We start from the raw sequence: 16,443 nt of genomic DNA, 5'->3' as shown, positions 1-16,443 counted from the left end.
ACGGCCTCGGTGCGGGCCTCGGCATCCGTCTACACGACCCCCGATGAGGTCGACCGATTCCTGGACGCAACCCGTGGCGTCCGCGCGTTCTTCGGAGCATCCTGATGAGTCTTGAATCCCTGTACCAGGAGCTGATCCTGGACCACTCCAAGCGTCCGCACGGCTTCGGTCTTGCCGAGGCCGATGACCACACCGGCACGAGCTATCAGCGCAACCCGATCTGCGGCGATGAAGTGACGCTACGGGTGCGCGTCTCGGACGATGGTCAGACGATCCGCGATGTGACGTGGGAAGGCCAAGGCTGCTCGATCTCGCAGGCGTCGGCATCCATGCTCGTCGATCTCATCGACGGCGTCCCGCGCGAGAAGGCAGCTGAACTGATCGACGGTTTCCGCGAGGCGCTGCGCTCGCGCGGCACGATCGAGCTCGACGAGGACGTGTACGAGGATGCCGCAGCCCTCTCGGGCGTCTCGAAGTTCAGCGCCCGCGTCAAGTGCGCGATGCTCGCCTGGGTCGCCCTCGAAGAGAGCCTCGCCCAGACATCCTGAGGATTTCGCATCCGCCCTCAACGCCGAAGGGTCGCAACACGCCGTGCGCTGCACGGTGGCAGCGGCGTGTTGCGACCCCTCGCGTGAGACGGATGCCGCAAGCGGCGACTCAGGCCGGCAGGAGCTCCCGCTCCAGGCGGGCGTAGCTGGTCTCCATACCCTCGGTCATGCCCGTGGCCAGGACCATGTCGCGGGTGTCCTTGTCGGGGTACTCGATGAGGAGCGTGATGAGGGTCGCGCCATCCTCTTCGTAGAGGGACATGTCGTTGGTCGTCGACGGGAAGTCGGTGCCGGTCATGTGCTCGGTGGTCACCGCGCGCCTCGGGGCCTCACTCACGAGCGTCTCGCCATCGAAGCCGAACGCCTCACCCTCCACACCCTCGTCAGGCGTCCACTCGTAGCGGTAACGCCCGCCGACCGCCGGATCGATCTCGCACACCGTCATCCGCCAGCCATCAGGGCCCAGCAACCACTTCTTCATAAGCTCGGGCTCGGTGTGGGCCCGCCACACGAGATCCCGGGGTCCGTCGATCAGCCGCGTGATCCGCACGTGCGTATCGCTGAGGATCTCGGTCTGCGTGCCCTTGCCCTGCGCGTACTCCCGCAGGTCCTGCAGCACCGCGTCGAGTTGGTTGATCGCGAGCGTCGACCCTTCGACGGCACCGAACTCGACGACCTGCTCCAGGGCGTCGAGCGAGTCGAAGTAGGTGATGTTGGTGAGTCGCGAGCCCTCGGGCGTCGCCTCGAAGAGGAACTCGACGCGCATCGTGGGCATGCCTTCGAGCACGTCGCCGTCACCGTTGAGGAACGAGTCGAGCACCTCGAATCGGTGTGGCGCATCGATCGCGGTGAACTCCCAGCCGCCGCGCGACACCTCGCCCTGCGGGCTGGTCATCTGGTACTGCGCGCGGCCCCCGGGGGTGAGGTCGAACGACGTGAAGGTCGCCGGCCACCCCGGAGGGCCCCAGAAGCGGTCGAGCTGGGCAGGCTCGGTGAACGCCTGCCAGAGGCGCTCGACGGGCGCGGCGAAGTCGCCGACGAGTGTCATCGTGAGCGCGTCGGGGTCGGTGGTGACAGTGGTGACGGGCATCGTCAGTTCCCTTTCGTGGTGATGGATGCCGATGGGTCGGATGGCTCGGCGAGCAGGTCGTCGAGTCGGTCGATGCGCGCACGCCACAGGTCCTCATAGCGGGCGAGGAGCGCTTTCGCTCTGGCGATCATGATCGGATCGGCGCGAACGAGGCGCTCGCGTCCCTCCGCTCGCTTGATGATGAGGCCGGCCTCTTCGAGGACGGCGACGTGCTTCTGGACCGCCGCGAAGGACATGTCGTAGTCCTGCGCGAGCGCCGAGACCGAGTGCTCGGACTCGATAGTCCGGCGCAGGATGTCGCGCCGCGTCGCCGCGGCGAGCGCGTGAAACACGCGGTCAATCTCATCATCAGTGAGGTCCTTTTGTGCAACCATTTGGTTGTACGTTAAGGCACGCCAAGGCCGCCGTCAACCCCGAAGAGTTGTTGATTTCGCGCGTTTCCGCGGTGCGACCGTCGGGCGTCGCCGATAGGGTCATCCCGTGCCGACTCCCTGAGAATCGCTCCACTTCGTCCGCGGCGCGGCCGAAGCAGACGAACCAATGGGGTCGAAGGAGAAGTGGTGGGTCGAGCTGCCGATGTTCGGCGACCGACAGTGGTTACTCAAACTCGCGCGACTCGACGAGCTCGATGGGACTGTCAGCGGAGAAGATTGGGCCGAGTGGACTGTCCACCAATTGGCCGAGCAGCTCGGCGTCCCGAGCGCGACTATCCGCCCAGCAATCCTGGAAGGTCGGCGCGCAATCGTGTCCAGGTCAGTGCTTCGGGACAGTCTCGAGTACCTCGATCATGGCAACAGCGTGCTGTCAGCACGGTTCGCCGACTACGACTAGTCAATCCAGGGCGAGAACCAGGGCTACACGGTGGCGGCCGTCCAGCATGCGCTCGAGGAGGTTGGGCCGCCGGCCGACATCGACTGGCCAGGTGACTTCACTGCCTTTGACGTGTGGACCGGCTATCTGCTTATGGATGCTTGGGTCGCCGGACGCGACCGCCATCACGAAAACTGGGCGGTCATCCTCCGTGGGGGTGAGCGCCGTCTGGCACCTCCCTTCGACCATGGAAATGCGCTCGGCTCTCGAGGAAGACAACGAGGTGAACCCGAAGGCGGTTCTCGTCAATACCCTCGACGGCCAGAAGTTTGGCTACGTTCCGGACTGGCTCTGCCCAGATGTCCACGCTCGGATCAAGGACGGCTGGTCGATCACAGCGATCGCAGAGCGGGTCAACCCGGACGCGCCAGCACACGTTCGTGTGCTCTGCCGCCTCGACGCCTTCCGCGGCTAGCGATTGCCCGGAGCGGTTCTCGTGCGTCACAACTCGGTAAGCGTGACGGGACGGTCGACCCAACCGTCTTTGTAGGCTCTCGGGTCGGGAAAGTACCACGACAAACACCCCCCGATCGCACCTCGAAGGCTCGCCTGACGTGACATCCAGTGTCATCCCGCCGCGTTCCCGAAAGGATGTGCCCGCCGTCCACTCCGGGTGTGGCCACTCGGTCGTCGACAGCTCTACCCCGACGACCTAGCCTGACCACGCGGAGCCGCTCAGAGCGTGCGGGACCCTTCCGCGCGATCCCGGATCGGATCGAGAATCGCCTCCGCAGCCCAGGTCGCAGCGTCGGCGATGTCGCGACCACTCATCCCCAGCTGTCGGCGCATTGCCACCCAGGTCGCCGCCGAGTCGAGGTGACACAGTGCTGCGACAATCTGCTGTCGCTCGTTCTCCCCTAAAGAAGGGACCTCGTGCCGCAGGAGCGCACTGAACGCCTCGCGGTACGGGGCGGGCTCGGCACCGTTGACGCCGCGCATCGAGGTTTCGGCGACCACATAGGCCAACTCCGGGCGACGATCGTACGCTTCCATGGCCTCGCGAATCGCGATCGGGACATCGAAGATGGACTCGCACTGCGATCGAGAGAACGTCGTCCTCTCGATCCAAGCGGATGTCGCAAGCAGCAAGTCGACGCGGGTCGGGTAGTGACGGAACACCGTGCGCTCTCCGACTCCCGCCCGCAGCGCGATCACGCGAAAGGACACGTCATCCGTGCCCACTTCCTCGATCAGTTCGGCGTATGCCGCGAGGATCGCCGATTGGGTGGCAGACAGTTCGGCGTCCGCGTCGGTTGCGGCCACTACGCCGCCCTGCTCGCCTTCGTCTCACGTGGGAGCACTTGAGCCATCGCGGACTCGAAAGCCTCGAAGGTCTGGTCTCCGCTCATGTCGAAGCCCGTCCGCATCCGCGCCCAGAACTGCGCAGATGCGAAGTAGCGAGCGTTGGCGGCGATTCGTAGCGCGTCGCGTCGGTTCAGACCGGGCACCGACTCGTGCAACATGACCATGATCGCATCGGTCATCGGCGTAGCCTGCTCGTCGCCCATCGGGGAAAGTGAGGCACCCCGGGCCGCCACGAAAGCAAAGGCCGGCTCCGCGGCATACGCGGCAAAGCGACTCCGCACGGCTTCCCGGAACTGCGCGAACGTGTGGAACTCGGCGATCCGGAAGTGCTCCTCCTCGATCCAGCGACCCAGCGCATCCAGAAGGTTCGACCTCGTCGGGAAGCGGCGGTAGATGGTGCGCTCTGACACGCCGGATGCTTCGGCGAGATCGAGGTACGTGATGTCCTCGAATGTCCGATGTCGCAGCAGGGTCGCCGCGCAGGCGAGGATCGCACCAGAGGTGTCGATCGTCTCGTCAACGACCACTGTCGCGCTCTCCTCTCGTCGGCGGCGGCTCCGGCGGTAGGACGTATCGGTCCGAATCGTCGAGGGTGAGAGCCAGCGACGAGACGTATTGCACCTCGCCCCGAGGCCCCAACTCAGCCGACATCAGCATATCCGGCCGCTCAAAGGTGTACCCCGTGACGTGGCAACGAAGTCGCTCTCCGGAAGGATTCCCGTCCGCATCCAGAATCGGCGTCGGGATGCCGTCTGAGGACCGGCGCAGGTAGTACCGACCCCGCGTCGCGATCGCCATGAGCGGGGTCACGATGAGAGCTACCCCAATAGCAATCAGCACCGAGAATGGCTGCAGATTCGGGCCGAACGCCCCGGCAAAGGTCAGCAGCGACAGCAGGGAGGCGAGGCTCACAGATACGAGGCCGACCGGGTTCCAGTCGTGCAGCATGCCCCGCCGGAACTCGGGGTAACGCGGCGAGATCTTCAGGATCAGCTTGTTGATGACGATGTCGGCCGAGATCGTCACGAGCCAGGCCATCACAACGTTGGCGTACAGGCTCAGGACGAACGAGATGAGGCTGAAGACATCCATGAGCATGAGGGCAAGCGCGATGATGAGGTTGAACAGCACGAACACCGTGCGCCCGGGATATCGCTTGCGCACCCGGGTGTACACGTTCGACCAGGCCAGCGACCCCGAGTACGCGTTGGTGACGTTGATCTTGATCTGGGCGATCACGATCAACAGCAGCACCAGCGCGAGGGCGAGCCAGTCGGGCACGAGCGATTCGTACATCCCCAAGAACTGAGCGACCGGCTCGACTGCTCGGTCGCCGATCATCGGATCGACCTTGGTGACCAGATAGACCGCCAGGAACAGTCCGATGAGCTGCTTGGTCCCGCTGAAGACCACCCACCCCGGCCCGCTGAAGACAAAAGACACCCACCACGAGCGCGAGTTTCGCGCGGTGCGCGGCGGCATGACCCGGATGTAGTCGATCTGCTCGGCAAGCTGCGGGGTCAGCGCGAAGCACACCGCAGCGCTGGCAACGATCGCGCTGAAACTGACCTCGCCGTCCGAGAGTCCCGTGAACTCGACGAACTCGACGACCGACTCCGGTTGGGTACCGACGATCCAGATCAGGGGAAGCAGCGCCAGCGCCAGCCACAGCGGCGTCGTCCAGAATTGCAGTCTCTCCAGCGCCCGCATCCCGTAGATCACGATCGGGATCACGACCACTGTCGAGATGACATACCCCAGCGGCAGCGGAATCCCCACCGCCACAGCGAGTCCCTGCGCCATGATCGCGCCTTCGAGCGCGAAGAAGATGCAGGTGAATCCTGCGAACACGACGGTGGTGATGATCGACCCGTAGTAGCCGAAGCCGGAGCCGCGGGCGACCAGGTCGAGGTCGAGGTTGTACCGCGCCGCGTAATAGGCGACGGGAAATCCCACCGCGAAGATGATCACGGATGCCAGCAGGATGCCGAGCATCGCGTTTGCCGTCCCGTGCTCCAGCCCGATACTGGCGCCGATAGAGAAGTCGGCGAGAAAGGCGATCGACCCTAGCGCCGTACCGCCGACGGACAGGGCGCTCCACCGGCGGAAGGAGCGCGGAACGTAGCGGAAGGCATAGTCCTCAAGACTGTCTTCTGCAGCCGCTCGCGCGTCGCCCGCACGGTTCAGGGTCCGCATGCCCAGCGCACCCACTCTCACCTCCGCGATGTCGTCTGCTTCGGATTGTGCCGAGAGTGTGTTTCACCGGCGTTGCCGCGAGGAATCGATCTGAATCAGATCGCCATCGCGGCGCGTACATCGTCGATCGCCGACGCCCCACCCTCACCGCTCATCGTGATTCGACCCGATTGCAGCACGTAGTACGTGCTTGTCGATCGCAGTGCGAAGCCGACATGCTGCTCGACCAGCAGGACCGAGAGATCGCCGCGACGCGTGAGGTCGATGATGACCCGTTCGATATCAGCGACGATGTTCGGCTGGATACCCTCGGTGGGTTCATCGAGTACCAAGAGTCGCGGCTTGGTCAGCAGGGTACGAGCGATCGCCAGTTGCTGGCGCTGACCGCCCGACAGGAGGCCGGCCCTTCGCCCCAAGAGTTGCTTAAGGACCGGGAAGAGGTCGAACACTTCGTCGATATCGGAGCTGCGCTTTGCCACCAGCTGGAGGTTTTCCAGCGTGTTCATTTGCGGGAAGGACTGCTGCCCTTGCGGCACGTAGCCAAGACCGCGCTGCACCCGCTTCGAGGGCGGCATCTTGGTGACATCCTCACCGTCGATGCGTACCTGTCCACTCATCACCGGAATCAGGCCTGTAGCGACGCGCAGGAGGGTGGTCTTGCCCGCACCGTTATGACCCATCACCGAGACGGCGGAGCCGGTCGGAATCTGGATGGTGACGTCATGGAGCACCTTGGTGCGCCCATAACCTGCTGTGACGCCGGTGATCTCGAGCATCAGTGGCCCCCCTCGCCTTCCACGGCGGCGTCGGCGGCCGTCCCCAGATAGACCTCCTGGACCCGCCGGTCCGCCTGCACCTGTTCAACAGTCCCGGCAGCCAGGAGCTTGCCCGAGTGCATCACGGTGACCCACTCGGCGTAGTTGCGCACGAAGTCCATATCGTGCTCGATGACGATGATCGTGCGCTGATCGCCGATGCGCTGGAGCAGTTGCCCGGTCTCGTCCCGTTCGTCGGCATTCATGCCGGCCACGGGCTCGTCCAGGAACATGACCTTCGCGTCTTGGACGAGGAGCATGCCGATCTCAAGCCACTGCTTCTGCCCGTGCGCGAGGATGCCGGCAGGCTTGTCGCGAAGCCCGGACAGGCCGATCGTCTCTAGCGCGGACTCCACGTACTCGGGCACTCCGCGCCGAGCAAGAGGAAGTCCCCAGGCCCGGCGATGCAGACCGCCCGCGATGTCGAGGTTCTGGAGCACCGAGAGCTCGTCGAACACTGTCGCGGTCTGGAAAGTTCGCCCCACGCCGGCACGCACGATCTTGTTCGCCTTCATCGAGACAAGATCCATCCCGTTGTAGGTGGCAGTCCCGGTCGCGGGAACCAGACCGGTCAAGGCGTCCACGAGGGTCGTCTTGCCTGCTCCGTTCGGTCCGATGAGAAAGTGGACCTGTCCCTTGAGCATGAGCAGATCGACATCGTCGACTGCCTTGAACCCGTCGAAGCTGACCGTGAGGTGGGACACGGTCACGGAGGTTTCGGCATCGGGGACGAGGACTCCCGCGTCGGATGCTGCGGGCGCCGTGCTCGCGTCCTCACTCATGCTTTCGCCTCGCCTTCGATCGGCAACGGCGCGGGTGCGGAGGTGCGGTCACGCGCCAACAGGTCTTTGACCCGCCCCACCAGGGAGGCCAGGCCGTTGGGGAGGAAGAGGGTCACGACGACGAAGAGCAGACCGAGCAGGTATACCCATCCGTCGGGCCAACTCGAGGCGAGGCTGGATTGACCCCATCCGATGGCCATGGCACCCAGCACCGGGCCGAACAGGGAGGCCCGACCGCCGAGGGCAACGCCGGCGATCATGAGGATCGACGCGGAGGCCCCGATCTCTTGCGGCGTGATGATCCCGACCAGGGGAACGAACATGGCGCCGCCGACGCTGGCCATGACCGCGGCGATGACGAAGGCGGCGAGCTTGACGTTGGCCGGGTCATAACCCAGGAACCGAACGCGCTCCTCAGCGTCGCGGGTCGCCAGCAGCAGCTCGCCGAAGCGGCTGCGGTAGAGCTGCCACACCACGACCATACAGACGACGAGAAGACTCGCGGTGATGAGGTAGACCATCACCTGATTGGCGGGATCCTGCAGGTCGTATCCGAAGAACGAGGTGAAGCCGCTGAGGCCTGTGTCACCTCCGGTTTCGCGGATCGTCGAGCTGATCCAGATGGCGAGCGCGACGGCGAGCGCCTGGGTGAGGATGGCGAAGTAGGCACCTTTGACGCGACGCTTGAACAGCGCAAAACCAAGGATGCCGGCCACGATGATCGGCAGCACGAGGATCGCGAGCAGGGTGAACCACGGACTGCGGAAGGGCTCCCAGAAGGCGGGGAGCGGGGCTAGCGGGTCGTAGAGGATCATGAACCCGGGCAGGGCGTCCGGGCCGGCGGTTTCCAATGTCATGTGCATGGCCATGGCGTAGGCACCGAGGCCGAAGAACACGCCTTGCCCCATGACGAGCATCCCGCCGCGTCCCCACGCCAGTCCGATCCCGACGGCGACGATCGCCCAGGCGCAGTACTTGCCGAGGTTGTTGACCCAGTGCATCGTCAGGATCGACGGCGCCACCGCGAGGAGGATGACGGCGAAGATGCCGATGCCGATGAGCGAGTACCAGGGCTTGAGCTTGGTCAGGATGGTCATGCCAACCCCCTCGTGCGGACGGTGAACAGACCCTGCGGGCGGATCTGCAGGAAGACGACGACGAGCACGAAGGCGAGCACCTGAGCAAGGCTCCCGCTGGTCAGGTCGGCGAAGAAGGCCATCGCAATGCCGATCGCGAAGGCGGCGATCACGGTGCCCTTGATCTGCCCGATACCCCCAGCCACGACGACGAGGAAGGCGGGAATGATGTACTGGGTCCCCATCTGGGAGTTGGTTCCCCCGATGAGGGAGGCTGCGACACCCGCGACTCCAGCCAGTCCCGAGCCCACGAAGAACGTGATGCGGTCCACGGTCCGGGTGCGCACCCCGACGGTCTCGGCCAGGTCGCGGTTTTGCACCGTGGCGCGAATCCGGCGCCCGAACGAGGAGTACTTGAGCCAGGCGGCGAGGATCGCCACGCACGCCGCGGCAAGTCCGATGGTGAACACCTGGCGCAGTGGCCAGGCGTAGCCGAAGACGTTGATCTGGCCCTGGAGCCAGCCGGGGTTCTCCACCGGCACTCCCTGGGCGGGGAAGATCTGCAGGGCAGCCTGTTGCAGGATGAGTGCCACACCGACGGTGACCAGCAGTGTGTCAAGCGGGCGACGGTACATCCACTGGAGAATTCCGGCTTCCAGCAGAAGGCCCAAGAGCCCGGCGACGACGAAGGCGACGGGCAACGCGACAGGGATAGAGATGTTGCTGTCGGGGATGACGAGCTGAACGAGGAATGTCGTGAAGGCGCCGACCATGATGAACTCGCCGTGCGCCATGTTGATCACCCCCATCTGGCCGAAGGTCAGGGTGAGGCCGAGTGCTGTCAAGAGCAGCAAGGCGCCCAGCGCGGTGCCGTTGAGCAGCGGCGGAATCAGTGCATCCATTCGAGTTCACTCCCTTCTGTTCTCGCGCGTGTTCATGGAAGAGCCGGTGCTGCGGGGCCCCGGACAGGCCGGGACCCCGCAGTGCCTTGTGTGTGTCAGCCCGCGGCTGCCACGAGGGCGTTGCGCACGTCCTCGGGGAACCAGGAGTACTGCTCGAGGTACGGGTCGGGCTCGATGAACCCGTCCGATGCCCAGACGATGTCGAACTGGTTGTCGGCGTTGATGCGTCCGATGTGGCCCGGCTTGGAGATGTGGTGGTTCTCCCCGTTGAGGGTCACGACACCCTCGGGAGCGTCCACCGTGATCTCGTTGTCCAGGGCAGCCTGGTTGATCGCGTCGACGTCGAAGGAGCCAGCGGCTTCAACGAGGGCCTTGTAGAGGTAGAGCGAGATGTACGCGGCCTCCATGGGGTCCGAGGTCACGCCGCTGCTGCCCGGGTAGGCCTGCCAGGCCTCGATGAACGCCGGGTTGTTCGGGGTGTCGAGGGACTGGAAGTAGTTCCACGAGGCGTAGTTGCCGGTGACCTCGTGACCCATCGCGGGAGCTTCTTCTTCAGCGATCGAGACCGAGATGATCGGTGTCTCTTCGGGAGTGAGGCCCGCGTCGTAGTACGCCTTGATGAACCCGACGTTGGAGGAACCGTTGATCGTGTTGAAGATGTAGTCGGGGTCAGCCTCGACGATCTTGGCAACCTGGGTCGTCCAGTCGTCACGATCCAGCGGCACGTACTCTTCGCCGACGATCTCGATGCCGAGCTCCTCTGCGTAGAGCTTGATGATCGCGTTCGCGGTGCGGGGGAAGACGTAGTCCGATCCCGCCAGGAACAGGGTCTTCACTCCCTGCGATGCCAGGTAGTCCATGGCGGGAATGATCTGCTGGTTGGTCGTGGCACCGGTGTAGTAGATGTTCGGTGAGGACTCGAGGCCTTCGTACTGGACCGGGTAGAAGAAGAGGCCGTTGTACTCCTCGACGACAGGCTTGACAGCCTTACGCGACGAGGAGGTCCAGCCGCCGAAGATCGCGGCGACGCAGTCCTGCGTGAGCAGCTTCTCGGTCTTCTCGGCGAAGGTGGGCCAGTCGGTGGCGCCGTCTTCCTGGATGTATTCGATCTGCTTGCCCAGGATGCCGCCGTCGGCGTTGATCTCATCAGCCGCCATGTGCAGCACGTTCGAGACCGTGGTCTCGGAGATCGCCATGCCTCCGGTCAGCGAGTTGAGGAATCCGAGCTTGACGGTGTCGCCCGAGGTGTCGACGCAGCTCTCCGCGGCCGCAGGGGCTTCGCTCGAGGCTGCGTCGTCGGTGCGGGCGCCGCATCCGGCGAGGACGAGGGCTGCGGCTGAGGCCATGGCGCCTGCCGCAAGCAGCGTCCGTAGACGCCTGCCAGTGGTGATCATGCTGTGCTCCGTTTCAGGTTGCGTGTGCGAGAGCGCAAGCCGCACCGTCCGCACGGATGGCGCGACGAATACCGCTTGCGTGGCGTTCCGCGTCGGATGCGCCGTTCGCCCGGTCAGAGGATCTGTGGTGCGGGGTGGGACCCCTCGCCGAGGTCTGAGCGAAGAGGTCCCGAATCGCCGGTGGCAGAACACCGCCGACTGCTGCAGGTGAGTTCACCATGGACCCGTGGCATTACATTGCCATTACTCGAATGTGTCGACCATGTAAAACTGCCAGAGCCGTGATCCGCCTAGTGCCTTGAAATTACAGGGTTTTTCGCTGGTTCTCACCACGTCATGACGATGACAATGATGAGTGACTGACGCAAAAATGACAGACTTCTGTCACTGCTCGGGACACTGTCCGACAAGCATCCTGACAGTGATCCGACTCGCCGGCTCCTCAGGAGCCACGCCGAAGGGAGCGCCCCGTGCATCTGTCACCTGCGGATACCGAGAAGCTGCTGCTCGCCGTGGCGGGCATGGTGGCCAGAGATCGCCAGGCACGCGGCGTGAAGCTCAACCACCCGGAGGCCGTAGCCCTCCTGTCGACGTGGGTGATCGAGCGCGCCAGAGAAGGTGTCGGGGTAGCGGAACTCATGGCGGCGGGGCGCACCGTGCTCACCCGCGATGACGTCATGGAGGGCGTGGCCGACATGCTCGTCGACGTCCAGGTCGAAGCCACCTTCCCCGACGGACGCAAGCTCGTCACCGTTCACCATCCGATCGACTGAGAGGATCACCGTGGCATCGGGAACATCATCAGGACCGGGAGCCATCCGCGTGCGTCCGGGCCAGATCGAGCTCAACGCCGACCGCGACGCCGATGAGCGCCTCGAGTTGATCATTCTCAATACGGGGGATCGTCCCGTGCAGATCGGCTCCCACATCCATCTGCCCGACGTGAATGACGCGCTCGACTTCGACCGCGCGGCAGCTGCGGGATGTCGACTCGACATTCCCTCGGGGACCTCGGAGCGTTTCGAGCCAGGGGTCTCCAAGCGTGTGGCAGCGGTGAGCCTGCGCGGGAATCGGCGTGTGGCAGGCATCCGCATCCGACACGAGGGAGGAGATCTCTGATGGTCAGGATCGACAGGGAAAGATACGCCGCGATCTACGGGCCCACCGCCGGCGATCAGGTGCGCCTGGGCGACACCGACCTCTGGATCGAGATCGAGAGGGACCTCACCGCCGGCGGCGAAGAGGCAGTGTTCGGGGGCGGCAAGTCGATCCGCGAGTCCATGGCGCAGAGCACTGTGTCGCGCGCCGATGGCGCCCTGGACACCGTGATCACGAACGCGATCATCCTCGACTGGTGGGGAATCGTGCGCGCCGATGTCGGCATCCGCGACGGCCGGATCGTCGGGGTCGGGCGCGCGGGGAACCCCGACATCGCCGATGGCGTCGACCCTCGGCTGATCATCGGACCGTCCACCGACGTCATCTCCGGTGAGGGGAAGATCCTCACCGCGGGGGCGATCGACTCGCACGTTCACTTGCTCTCCCCGTCACAGATTCACGAGGCGCTCGCGGCGGGGATCACGACGATCGTCGGAGGAGGAACGGGACCGTCCGAAGGGTCGAAGGCCACCACCGTCACGCCGGGGTCCTGGCACCTCGAACACATGCATCGTGCCCTGGATGCCCTTCCGGTCAACGTCCTGCTGCTGGGCAAGGGGAATACCGTCTCGGCAGCGGCATTCGAAGAGCAGGCGCTCGCAGGTGCGGCGGGCTACAAAGTCCACGAGGACTGGGGCTCGACTCCGGCAGCGATCGACGCGAGCTTGCGCGCCGCCGAGGACTGGGGCCTGCAGGTCGCGCTGCATAGCGACTCGCTCAACGAGGCGGGTTACGTCGATTCGACGATCGCCGCGATAGCGGGGCGCACGATCCACGCGTTCCACGTCGAGGGGGCGGGGGGCGGTCACGCTCCCGACATCCTCTCGATCGCGAGTCTTCCCTACGTCATTCCCGGCTCGACGAACCCGACGCTGCCCCACACGGTCAACACCGTCGCCGAGCACCTCGACATGCTGATGGTCTGTCACCACCTCAACCCGGGAGTACCCGAAGATCTCGCCTTCGCGGAGTCCCGCATCCGGGGCACGACGATCGCCGCCGAAGACATCCTGCATGACATGGGCGCGATCTCGATCACCTCCTCCGACGCTCAGGCGATGGGACGGATCGGCGAAGTCATCACCCGGACCTGGCAGGTGGCGCACGTCATGAAGGCCAGGCGCGGAAGCCTCGGCACCTCCCTCCCCGCCGACAACGAACGAGCCCGTCGGTATGTCGCGAAGTACACGGTCAACCCCGCGATCGCTCACGGCATCGACGCGGAGGTCGGCTCGGTCGAGGTGGGCAAGCTCGCCGACCTCGTGCTGTGGGATCCACGGTTCTTCGGGTTCCGTCCGAGTGTGGTCATGAAAGGTGGTGGGCTGGTGTGGGGAGCCCTCGGCGATCCGAACGCCTCCATTCCCACCCCGCAACCGGTGCTGATGCGTCCCGCCTTCAGCGATGCCATCGGCGGTGCCCTATCGGTGTCGTTCGTCTCTCCCGCCGCGCTGGCGGCGGGGATCGAGGGCCGACTCGGACTGACACGCCGGATGCTGCCGCTGCAGTCCACCCGCGGAATCAGCAAAGCCGACATGCGCAACAACGATGCGCTGCCGCGGATCGACATCCGACCCGACACGTTCGACATCCGCATCGATGGCGAGCTCGTCGAACCAGCCCCCGCCGCCCGCCTGCCGCTGGCCCAGCTCTACCAGCTGTTCTGATGGCCCTGTCCTCGACCTCCGCCGCGATGCTCCTCGCGGATGCCAGGCTGCCCTCCGGCGGTCACGCGCACTCCGCCGGCGTGGAGCCCGCGCTGATGTCGGGCCTGCGGGCAGCGGAGCTTCCCGCTCTGCTGCGCGGTCGGGCAGCCACGGTGACCCTCGTCGAGGCGGGGACTGCTGTCGTCGCGCGGCATGTGAGCCTCATCGACGGTGATCTGGACGCTGTCGAGGCGGCATGGGCGGCCCGCACCCCGAGCGCCGCGCTGCGGGATGCCGCGCGCCACCTCGCCCGCGGATACCTGCGCGTGGGCACCGAACTGCTCCCCGGCGACTCGGCTATCCACACCTGGCGCGCTCGCACGACACCTCCCCCGCGGGCGTGCGTGCTCGGCGTGATCGCGGCGGGCCTAGACATGCCAGCGCTGGATCTGGCGCGGCTTGTCGCCTACGAAGACATGCAGGCAGCTGCAGCCGCGGTCCTGAAGCTCGAGCCTCGCGATCCGCTCGATCTGGTCTCGCTCGTCGTCGAGATCTGCGGCGAGGTCGAGAGCGAGCTACCGCTGATCGCGCAGATCACCAGTCCCACCGACATCCCCGCCCTGTCCGCACCGCAATCCGAACAGTGGGCCCAGGTCCACGCCCAATCGACCAGGAGGCTCTTTCGTGCCTGACCACTCACCCCGCGCCCTGCGGCTTGGCGTTGCCGGCCCCGTCGGCACTGGCAAGTCCTCGCTCATCGCGACGATCTGCCGCATCCTCGCCGAAGAGATCCGCATCGGCGTGATCACGAATGACATCTACACCGACGAGGATGCCAGGTTCCTGCGCTCTGCCGGAGTGCTCGATCCCGAGCGCATCGTCGCCGTAGAGACCGGGGCATGCCCGCATACCGCGATCCGCGACGATGTCACCGCGAACCTGCTCGCCGCCGAAGACCTCGAGCGTGCCTTCGCGCCACTGGACCTCGTCGTCATCGAGTCGGGCGGCGACAACCTCACCGCCACCTTCTCGCCCGCACTCGTGGATGCGCAGATCTTCGTCCTCGATGTGGCTGGCGGTGGCGATGTCGCCCGAAAGGGTGGCCCCGGTATCGCCCGGGCCGACCTGCTGGTCGTGAACAAGACCGACCTCGCACCCTATGTCGGGGTGGATGTCGAGCAGATGGTCGCCGATGCCACCCTCGCCCGTGACGGACGGACAGTGCTCGCTCTTTCGCGCACCGACGCCGTCTCGGTCGCGGCGTTACGCAAATGGGTGCTGTCGATCCTCGCCGCACACCGCGACGGATCGCACGTCCCCCAGGATCCCGGCCCCATGGCCCCGCACTTCCATGCCGACGAGGAAGGTGGCGGGTTCGTGCACTCGCACGCTGAGGGCGACCACTCCCACGCACACGCGGACGGGGCCCTGCACGATCACGTGGACCACGCGCACTCGTGAGACCCACCGTCGTCGAGGTCACCGCGCGGGGCGATGCCGTCACGTGCGTGCTGGACGGCGACGCGGTGATCCCCCGCCTCGTGCATCGCCGCGGGCACTGCGTCGAGATCGCGCTGGTCTCGGGCCGAGCGATGCTGATGCCCGGGGATCACGTCGAGCTCGACGTCCGTGTCGGGGACGGATGCTCCGTGCGTCTGGTCGACATCGGCGGGCTCATCATCTACGGGCGAGAGGAGGTGGGCCAGTCGCAGTGGCACGCGCACCTTGACCTCGGCGCTGATGCTCACCTCGTGTGGGAGGGCCTGCCCACAGTGGTCACCGACGCCGGCTCACTCACGCGGTCGATGACCGTTCGACTGGGCGCTGCAGCATCCGTGGTCGCCCGCGAAACCCTCGTCCTCGGTCGCTCCGGCGAGCGCGGCGGCGCGCTCACAGCCGATGTAGAAGTGACGGATGCCGCAGGCCCGGTGCTGCGCGAGCGCCTGCAGGTTCGCGGCGACCAGCCTTGCCCCGGCATTCTCGGCTCGCAGCGGGTGGTGGATTCAGTCCTCTACCTCGGCGAGGGGATCACAGCGCCGCATGTGCCAGGCGCTGTGCGTCTGGACCTGGAGCGCGGGGGTGCCGTGCTGCGCTACCTCGGTGACCACGCCCACGACAGCCCGCTCGAGAGCCTGCTACCGCTCGGCACGGCGCTCCGGTTCGCTCGGAGCGCCATCGATGATGCGCCTTTCGTGCCTCATACCGATACCGGCCGCGGCGATGCTGGTCGTCCGCGCTTGGGACGGTGAGTGTCAAGTTCAAGCGCCATTGCGTGCGCGGGGTGCGCCGCGAGTTGCGCCTCAACGTGATCGAGCCACCGGAGTTCCGCCTCGACGCCGAAGATCATCGACTCGTTGAGAAGCGACCAGGCGAGCTCTTCCGGGCCTCCGACAATCTCGCCACCGAACGTCGAGCTGCGCAGGGACTCGAGGTGTGTAGCCGACGCCCGCCGCTGTGTGCGGATGACCTCGAAAGCATCGACTCCCGGGAGCGTGGTCGCCAGGGCGAGCTTGATCGCGAGTTCATCCCGGGTGCCGGGGTTGCGTTCGACCGGAGATGCCAGCCAGGCGCGGGCCTCGCCGCGGCCGGCATCCGTGATCTGCCAGTAGACGTGGCCTGCCTCGTCGGCTGCGCCCCGCGAAACGAGGCCGTCGCGCTCGAGCC

General features: G+C 65.7%; 20 protein-coding genes. 9 read left to right on the top strand and 11 right to left on the bottom strand.

Translation table 11 applies throughout. The annotated features are described in order from the left end of the window. Window positions 1-101: 101 nt before the first annotated feature. On the top strand, window positions 102-548 hold the full coding sequence (gene sufU, locus B3587_RS13790; RefSeq protein ID WP_228179322.1) for a Fe-S cluster assembly sulfur transfer protein SufU: 447 nt from the start codon (window positions 102-104) through the stop codon (window positions 546-548). A 109-nt stretch (window positions 549-657) separates the two neighbouring features. Here sufU and B3587_RS13785 read toward each other — a convergent pair whose 3' ends face one another. Next, window positions 658-1,638 carry an SRPBCC family protein gene (locus B3587_RS13785; protein ID WP_292729691.1) on the bottom strand — a complete coding sequence of 327 codons (981 nt, stop codon included), beginning with the start codon at window positions 1,636-1,638 and terminating at the stop codon, window positions 658-660. A gap of 2 nt (window positions 1,639-1,640) precedes the next feature. Beyond that, window positions 1,641-2,012, bottom strand: coding sequence for an ArsR/SmtB family transcription factor (locus B3587_RS13780; protein ID WP_292729688.1), 372 nt, complete (start codon window positions 2,010-2,012; stop codon window positions 1,641-1,643). 166 nt (window positions 2,013-2,178) lie between these two features. Here B3587_RS13780 and B3587_RS13775 point away from each other — a divergent pair, with 166 nt between their 5' ends. Together B3587_RS13775 and B3587_RS13770 are read left to right on the top strand one after the other, a co-directional pair. Beyond that, window positions 2,179-2,469, top strand: coding sequence for a hypothetical protein (locus B3587_RS13775; protein WP_292729685.1), 291 nt, complete (start codon window positions 2,179-2,181; stop codon window positions 2,467-2,469). A gap of 226 nt (window positions 2,470-2,695) precedes the next feature. Next, window positions 2,696-2,923 (top strand): hypothetical protein, encoded by a 228-nt coding sequence (locus B3587_RS13770; protein ID WP_292729682.1) that lies wholly within the window; start codon window positions 2,696-2,698, stop codon window positions 2,921-2,923. 260 nt (window positions 2,924-3,183) lie between these two features. Here the strand turns inward: B3587_RS13770 and B3587_RS13765 are convergent, their stop codons facing one another. The 8 genes from B3587_RS13765 to urtA all read right to left on the bottom strand — a co-directional run bounded on the left by B3587_RS13765 (window position 3,184) and on the right by urtA (window position 10,978). Continuing rightward, window positions 3,184-3,771, bottom strand: coding sequence for a helix-turn-helix domain-containing protein (locus B3587_RS13765; protein WP_292729679.1), 588 nt, complete (start codon window positions 3,769-3,771; stop codon window positions 3,184-3,186). Continuing rightward, window positions 3,771-4,340 carry a TetR/AcrR family transcriptional regulator gene (locus B3587_RS13760; protein ID WP_292729677.1) on the bottom strand — a complete coding sequence of 190 codons (570 nt, stop codon included), beginning with the start codon at window positions 4,338-4,340 and terminating at the stop codon, window positions 3,771-3,773. The genes B3587_RS13765 and B3587_RS13760 overlap by 1 nt, the downstream gene beginning before the upstream one ends. Continuing rightward, window positions 4,330-6,009 (bottom strand): purine-cytosine permease family protein, encoded by a 1,680-nt coding sequence (locus B3587_RS13755; RefSeq protein WP_292729675.1) that lies wholly within the window; start codon window positions 6,007-6,009, stop codon window positions 4,330-4,332. The genes B3587_RS13760 and B3587_RS13755 overlap by 11 nt, the downstream gene beginning before the upstream one ends. Window positions 6,010-6,104: 95 nt before the next feature. Next, the gene (gene urtE, locus B3587_RS13750) at window positions 6,105-6,785 is read right to left on the bottom strand and encodes an urea ABC transporter ATP-binding subunit UrtE (RefSeq protein WP_292729674.1); all 681 of its coding nucleotides are present in this window, start codon (window positions 6,783-6,785) and stop codon (window positions 6,105-6,107) included. After that, on the bottom strand, window positions 6,785-7,606 hold the full coding sequence (gene urtD, locus B3587_RS13745) for an urea ABC transporter ATP-binding protein UrtD (protein WP_292729672.1): 822 nt from the start codon (window positions 7,604-7,606) through the stop codon (window positions 6,785-6,787). Before urtD ends, urtE begins: the two co-directional genes overlap by 1 nt. Continuing rightward, a complete protein-coding gene (urtC, locus tag B3587_RS13740) occupies window positions 7,603-8,703 on the bottom strand; it encodes an urea ABC transporter permease subunit UrtC (protein WP_292729669.1) in 1,101 nt (366 codons plus the stop codon). The genes urtD and urtC overlap by 4 nt, the downstream gene beginning before the upstream one ends. Next, window positions 8,700-9,584: an urea ABC transporter permease subunit UrtB gene (gene urtB / locus B3587_RS13735; protein WP_292729664.1), complete on the bottom strand. Its 885-nt coding sequence runs from the start codon at window positions 9,582-9,584 to the stop codon at window positions 8,700-8,702. The genes urtC and urtB overlap by 4 nt, the downstream gene beginning before the upstream one ends. A 95-nt stretch (window positions 9,585-9,679) precedes the next feature. Beyond that, window positions 9,680-10,978 carry an urea ABC transporter substrate-binding protein gene (urtA, locus tag B3587_RS13730; protein ID WP_292729661.1) on the bottom strand — a complete coding sequence of 433 codons (1,299 nt, stop codon included), beginning with the start codon at window positions 10,976-10,978 and terminating at the stop codon, window positions 9,680-9,682. A 470-nt stretch (window positions 10,979-11,448) separates the two neighbouring features. On the opposite strand from urtA, the gene B3587_RS13725 reads away from it, so the two are divergent. Genes B3587_RS13725 through B3587_RS13700 form a run of 6 tightly spaced genes read left to right on the top strand, consistent with a single transcriptional unit; the run spans window position 11,449 to window position 16,028 of the window. Beyond that, the gene (locus tag B3587_RS13725; protein WP_292729658.1) at window positions 11,449-11,751 is read left to right on the top strand and encodes an urease subunit gamma; all 303 of its coding nucleotides are present in this window, start codon (window positions 11,449-11,451) and stop codon (window positions 11,749-11,751) included. A gap of 10 nt (window positions 11,752-11,761) precedes the next feature. Further along, window positions 11,762-12,097 (top strand): urease subunit beta, encoded by a 336-nt coding sequence (ureB, locus tag B3587_RS13720; protein ID WP_292729655.1) that lies wholly within the window; start codon window positions 11,762-11,764, stop codon window positions 12,095-12,097. Further along, window positions 12,097-13,800, top strand: a complete 1,704-nt coding sequence (locus B3587_RS13715) for an urease subunit alpha (protein WP_292729652.1) — start codon at window positions 12,097-12,099, stop codon at window positions 13,798-13,800. Before ureB ends, B3587_RS13715 begins: the two co-directional genes overlap by 1 nt. Beyond that, the gene (locus B3587_RS13710; RefSeq protein WP_292729649.1) at window positions 13,800-14,471 is read left to right on the top strand and encodes an urease accessory protein UreF; all 672 of its coding nucleotides are present in this window, start codon (window positions 13,800-13,802) and stop codon (window positions 14,469-14,471) included. The genes B3587_RS13715 and B3587_RS13710 overlap by 1 nt, the downstream gene beginning before the upstream one ends. Continuing rightward, a complete protein-coding gene (gene ureG, locus B3587_RS13705) occupies window positions 14,464-15,240 on the top strand; it encodes an urease accessory protein UreG (protein WP_292729646.1) in 777 nt (258 codons plus the stop codon). The genes B3587_RS13710 and ureG overlap by 8 nt, the downstream gene beginning before the upstream one ends. Next, entirely contained in the window at window positions 15,237-16,028 is a 792-nt protein-coding gene (locus B3587_RS13700; protein WP_292729643.1) for an urease accessory protein UreD, read from the top strand. Before ureG ends, B3587_RS13700 begins: the two co-directional genes overlap by 4 nt. Here B3587_RS13700 and B3587_RS13695 read toward each other — a convergent pair. Next, the coding region (locus B3587_RS13695) for a PadR family transcriptional regulator (protein WP_292729640.1) at window positions 15,977-16,443 on the bottom strand (467 nt) is incomplete at its 5' end. The genes B3587_RS13700 and B3587_RS13695 overlap by 52 nt on opposite strands.

Origin of the sequence: Microbacterium sp. UBA837 (assembly GCF_002296025.1) — a bacterium.
Lineage (GTDB): Bacteria > Actinomycetota > Actinomycetes > Actinomycetales > Microbacteriaceae > Microbacterium.
The sequence above is the reverse complement of the archived record's forward strand: the minus strand, read 5'-3'. Positions and strand labels throughout refer to the sequence as shown.

Bases quoted from the DNA above. Each gene is read 5' to 3' on its own strand.
- B3587_RS13785 (WP_292729691.1), bottom strand. From the start codon at position 1,638: ATGCCCGTCACCACTGTCACCACCGACCCCGACGCGCTCACGATGACA.
- B3587_RS13780 (WP_292729688.1), bottom strand. From the start codon at position 2,012: ATGGTTGCACAAAAGGACCTCACTGATGATGAGATTGACCGCGTGTTT.
- B3587_RS13775 (WP_292729685.1), top strand. From the start codon at position 2,179: ATGGGGTCGAAGGAGAAGTGGTGGGTCGAGCTGCCGATGTTCGGCGAC.
- B3587_RS13770 (WP_292729682.1), top strand. From the start codon at position 2,696: ATGGAAATGCGCTCGGCTCTCGAGGAAGACAACGAGGTGAACCCGAAG.
- B3587_RS13755 (WP_292729675.1), bottom strand. From the start codon at position 6,009: ATGCGGACCCTGAACCGTGCGGGCGACGCGCGAGCGGCTGCAGAAGAC.
- urtE (WP_292729674.1), bottom strand. From the start codon at position 6,785: ATGCTCGAGATCACCGGCGTCACAGCAGGTTATGGGCGCACCAAGGTG.
- urtD (WP_292729672.1), bottom strand. From the start codon at position 7,606: ATGAGTGAGGACGCGAGCACGGCGCCCGCAGCATCCGACGCGGGAGTC.
- urtC (WP_292729669.1), bottom strand. From the start codon at position 8,703: ATGACCATCCTGACCAAGCTCAAGCCCTGGTACTCGCTCATCGGCATC.
- urtB (WP_292729664.1), bottom strand. From the start codon at position 9,584: ATGGATGCACTGATTCCGCCGCTGCTCAACGGCACCGCGCTGGGCGCC.
- urtA (WP_292729661.1), bottom strand. From the start codon at position 10,978: ATGATCACCACTGGCAGGCGTCTACGGACGCTGCTTGCGGCAGGCGCC.
- B3587_RS13715 (WP_292729652.1), top strand. From the start codon at position 12,097: ATGGTCAGGATCGACAGGGAAAGATACGCCGCGATCTACGGGCCCACC.
- B3587_RS13710 (WP_292729649.1), top strand. From the start codon at position 13,800: ATGGCCCTGTCCTCGACCTCCGCCGCGATGCTCCTCGCGGATGCCAGG.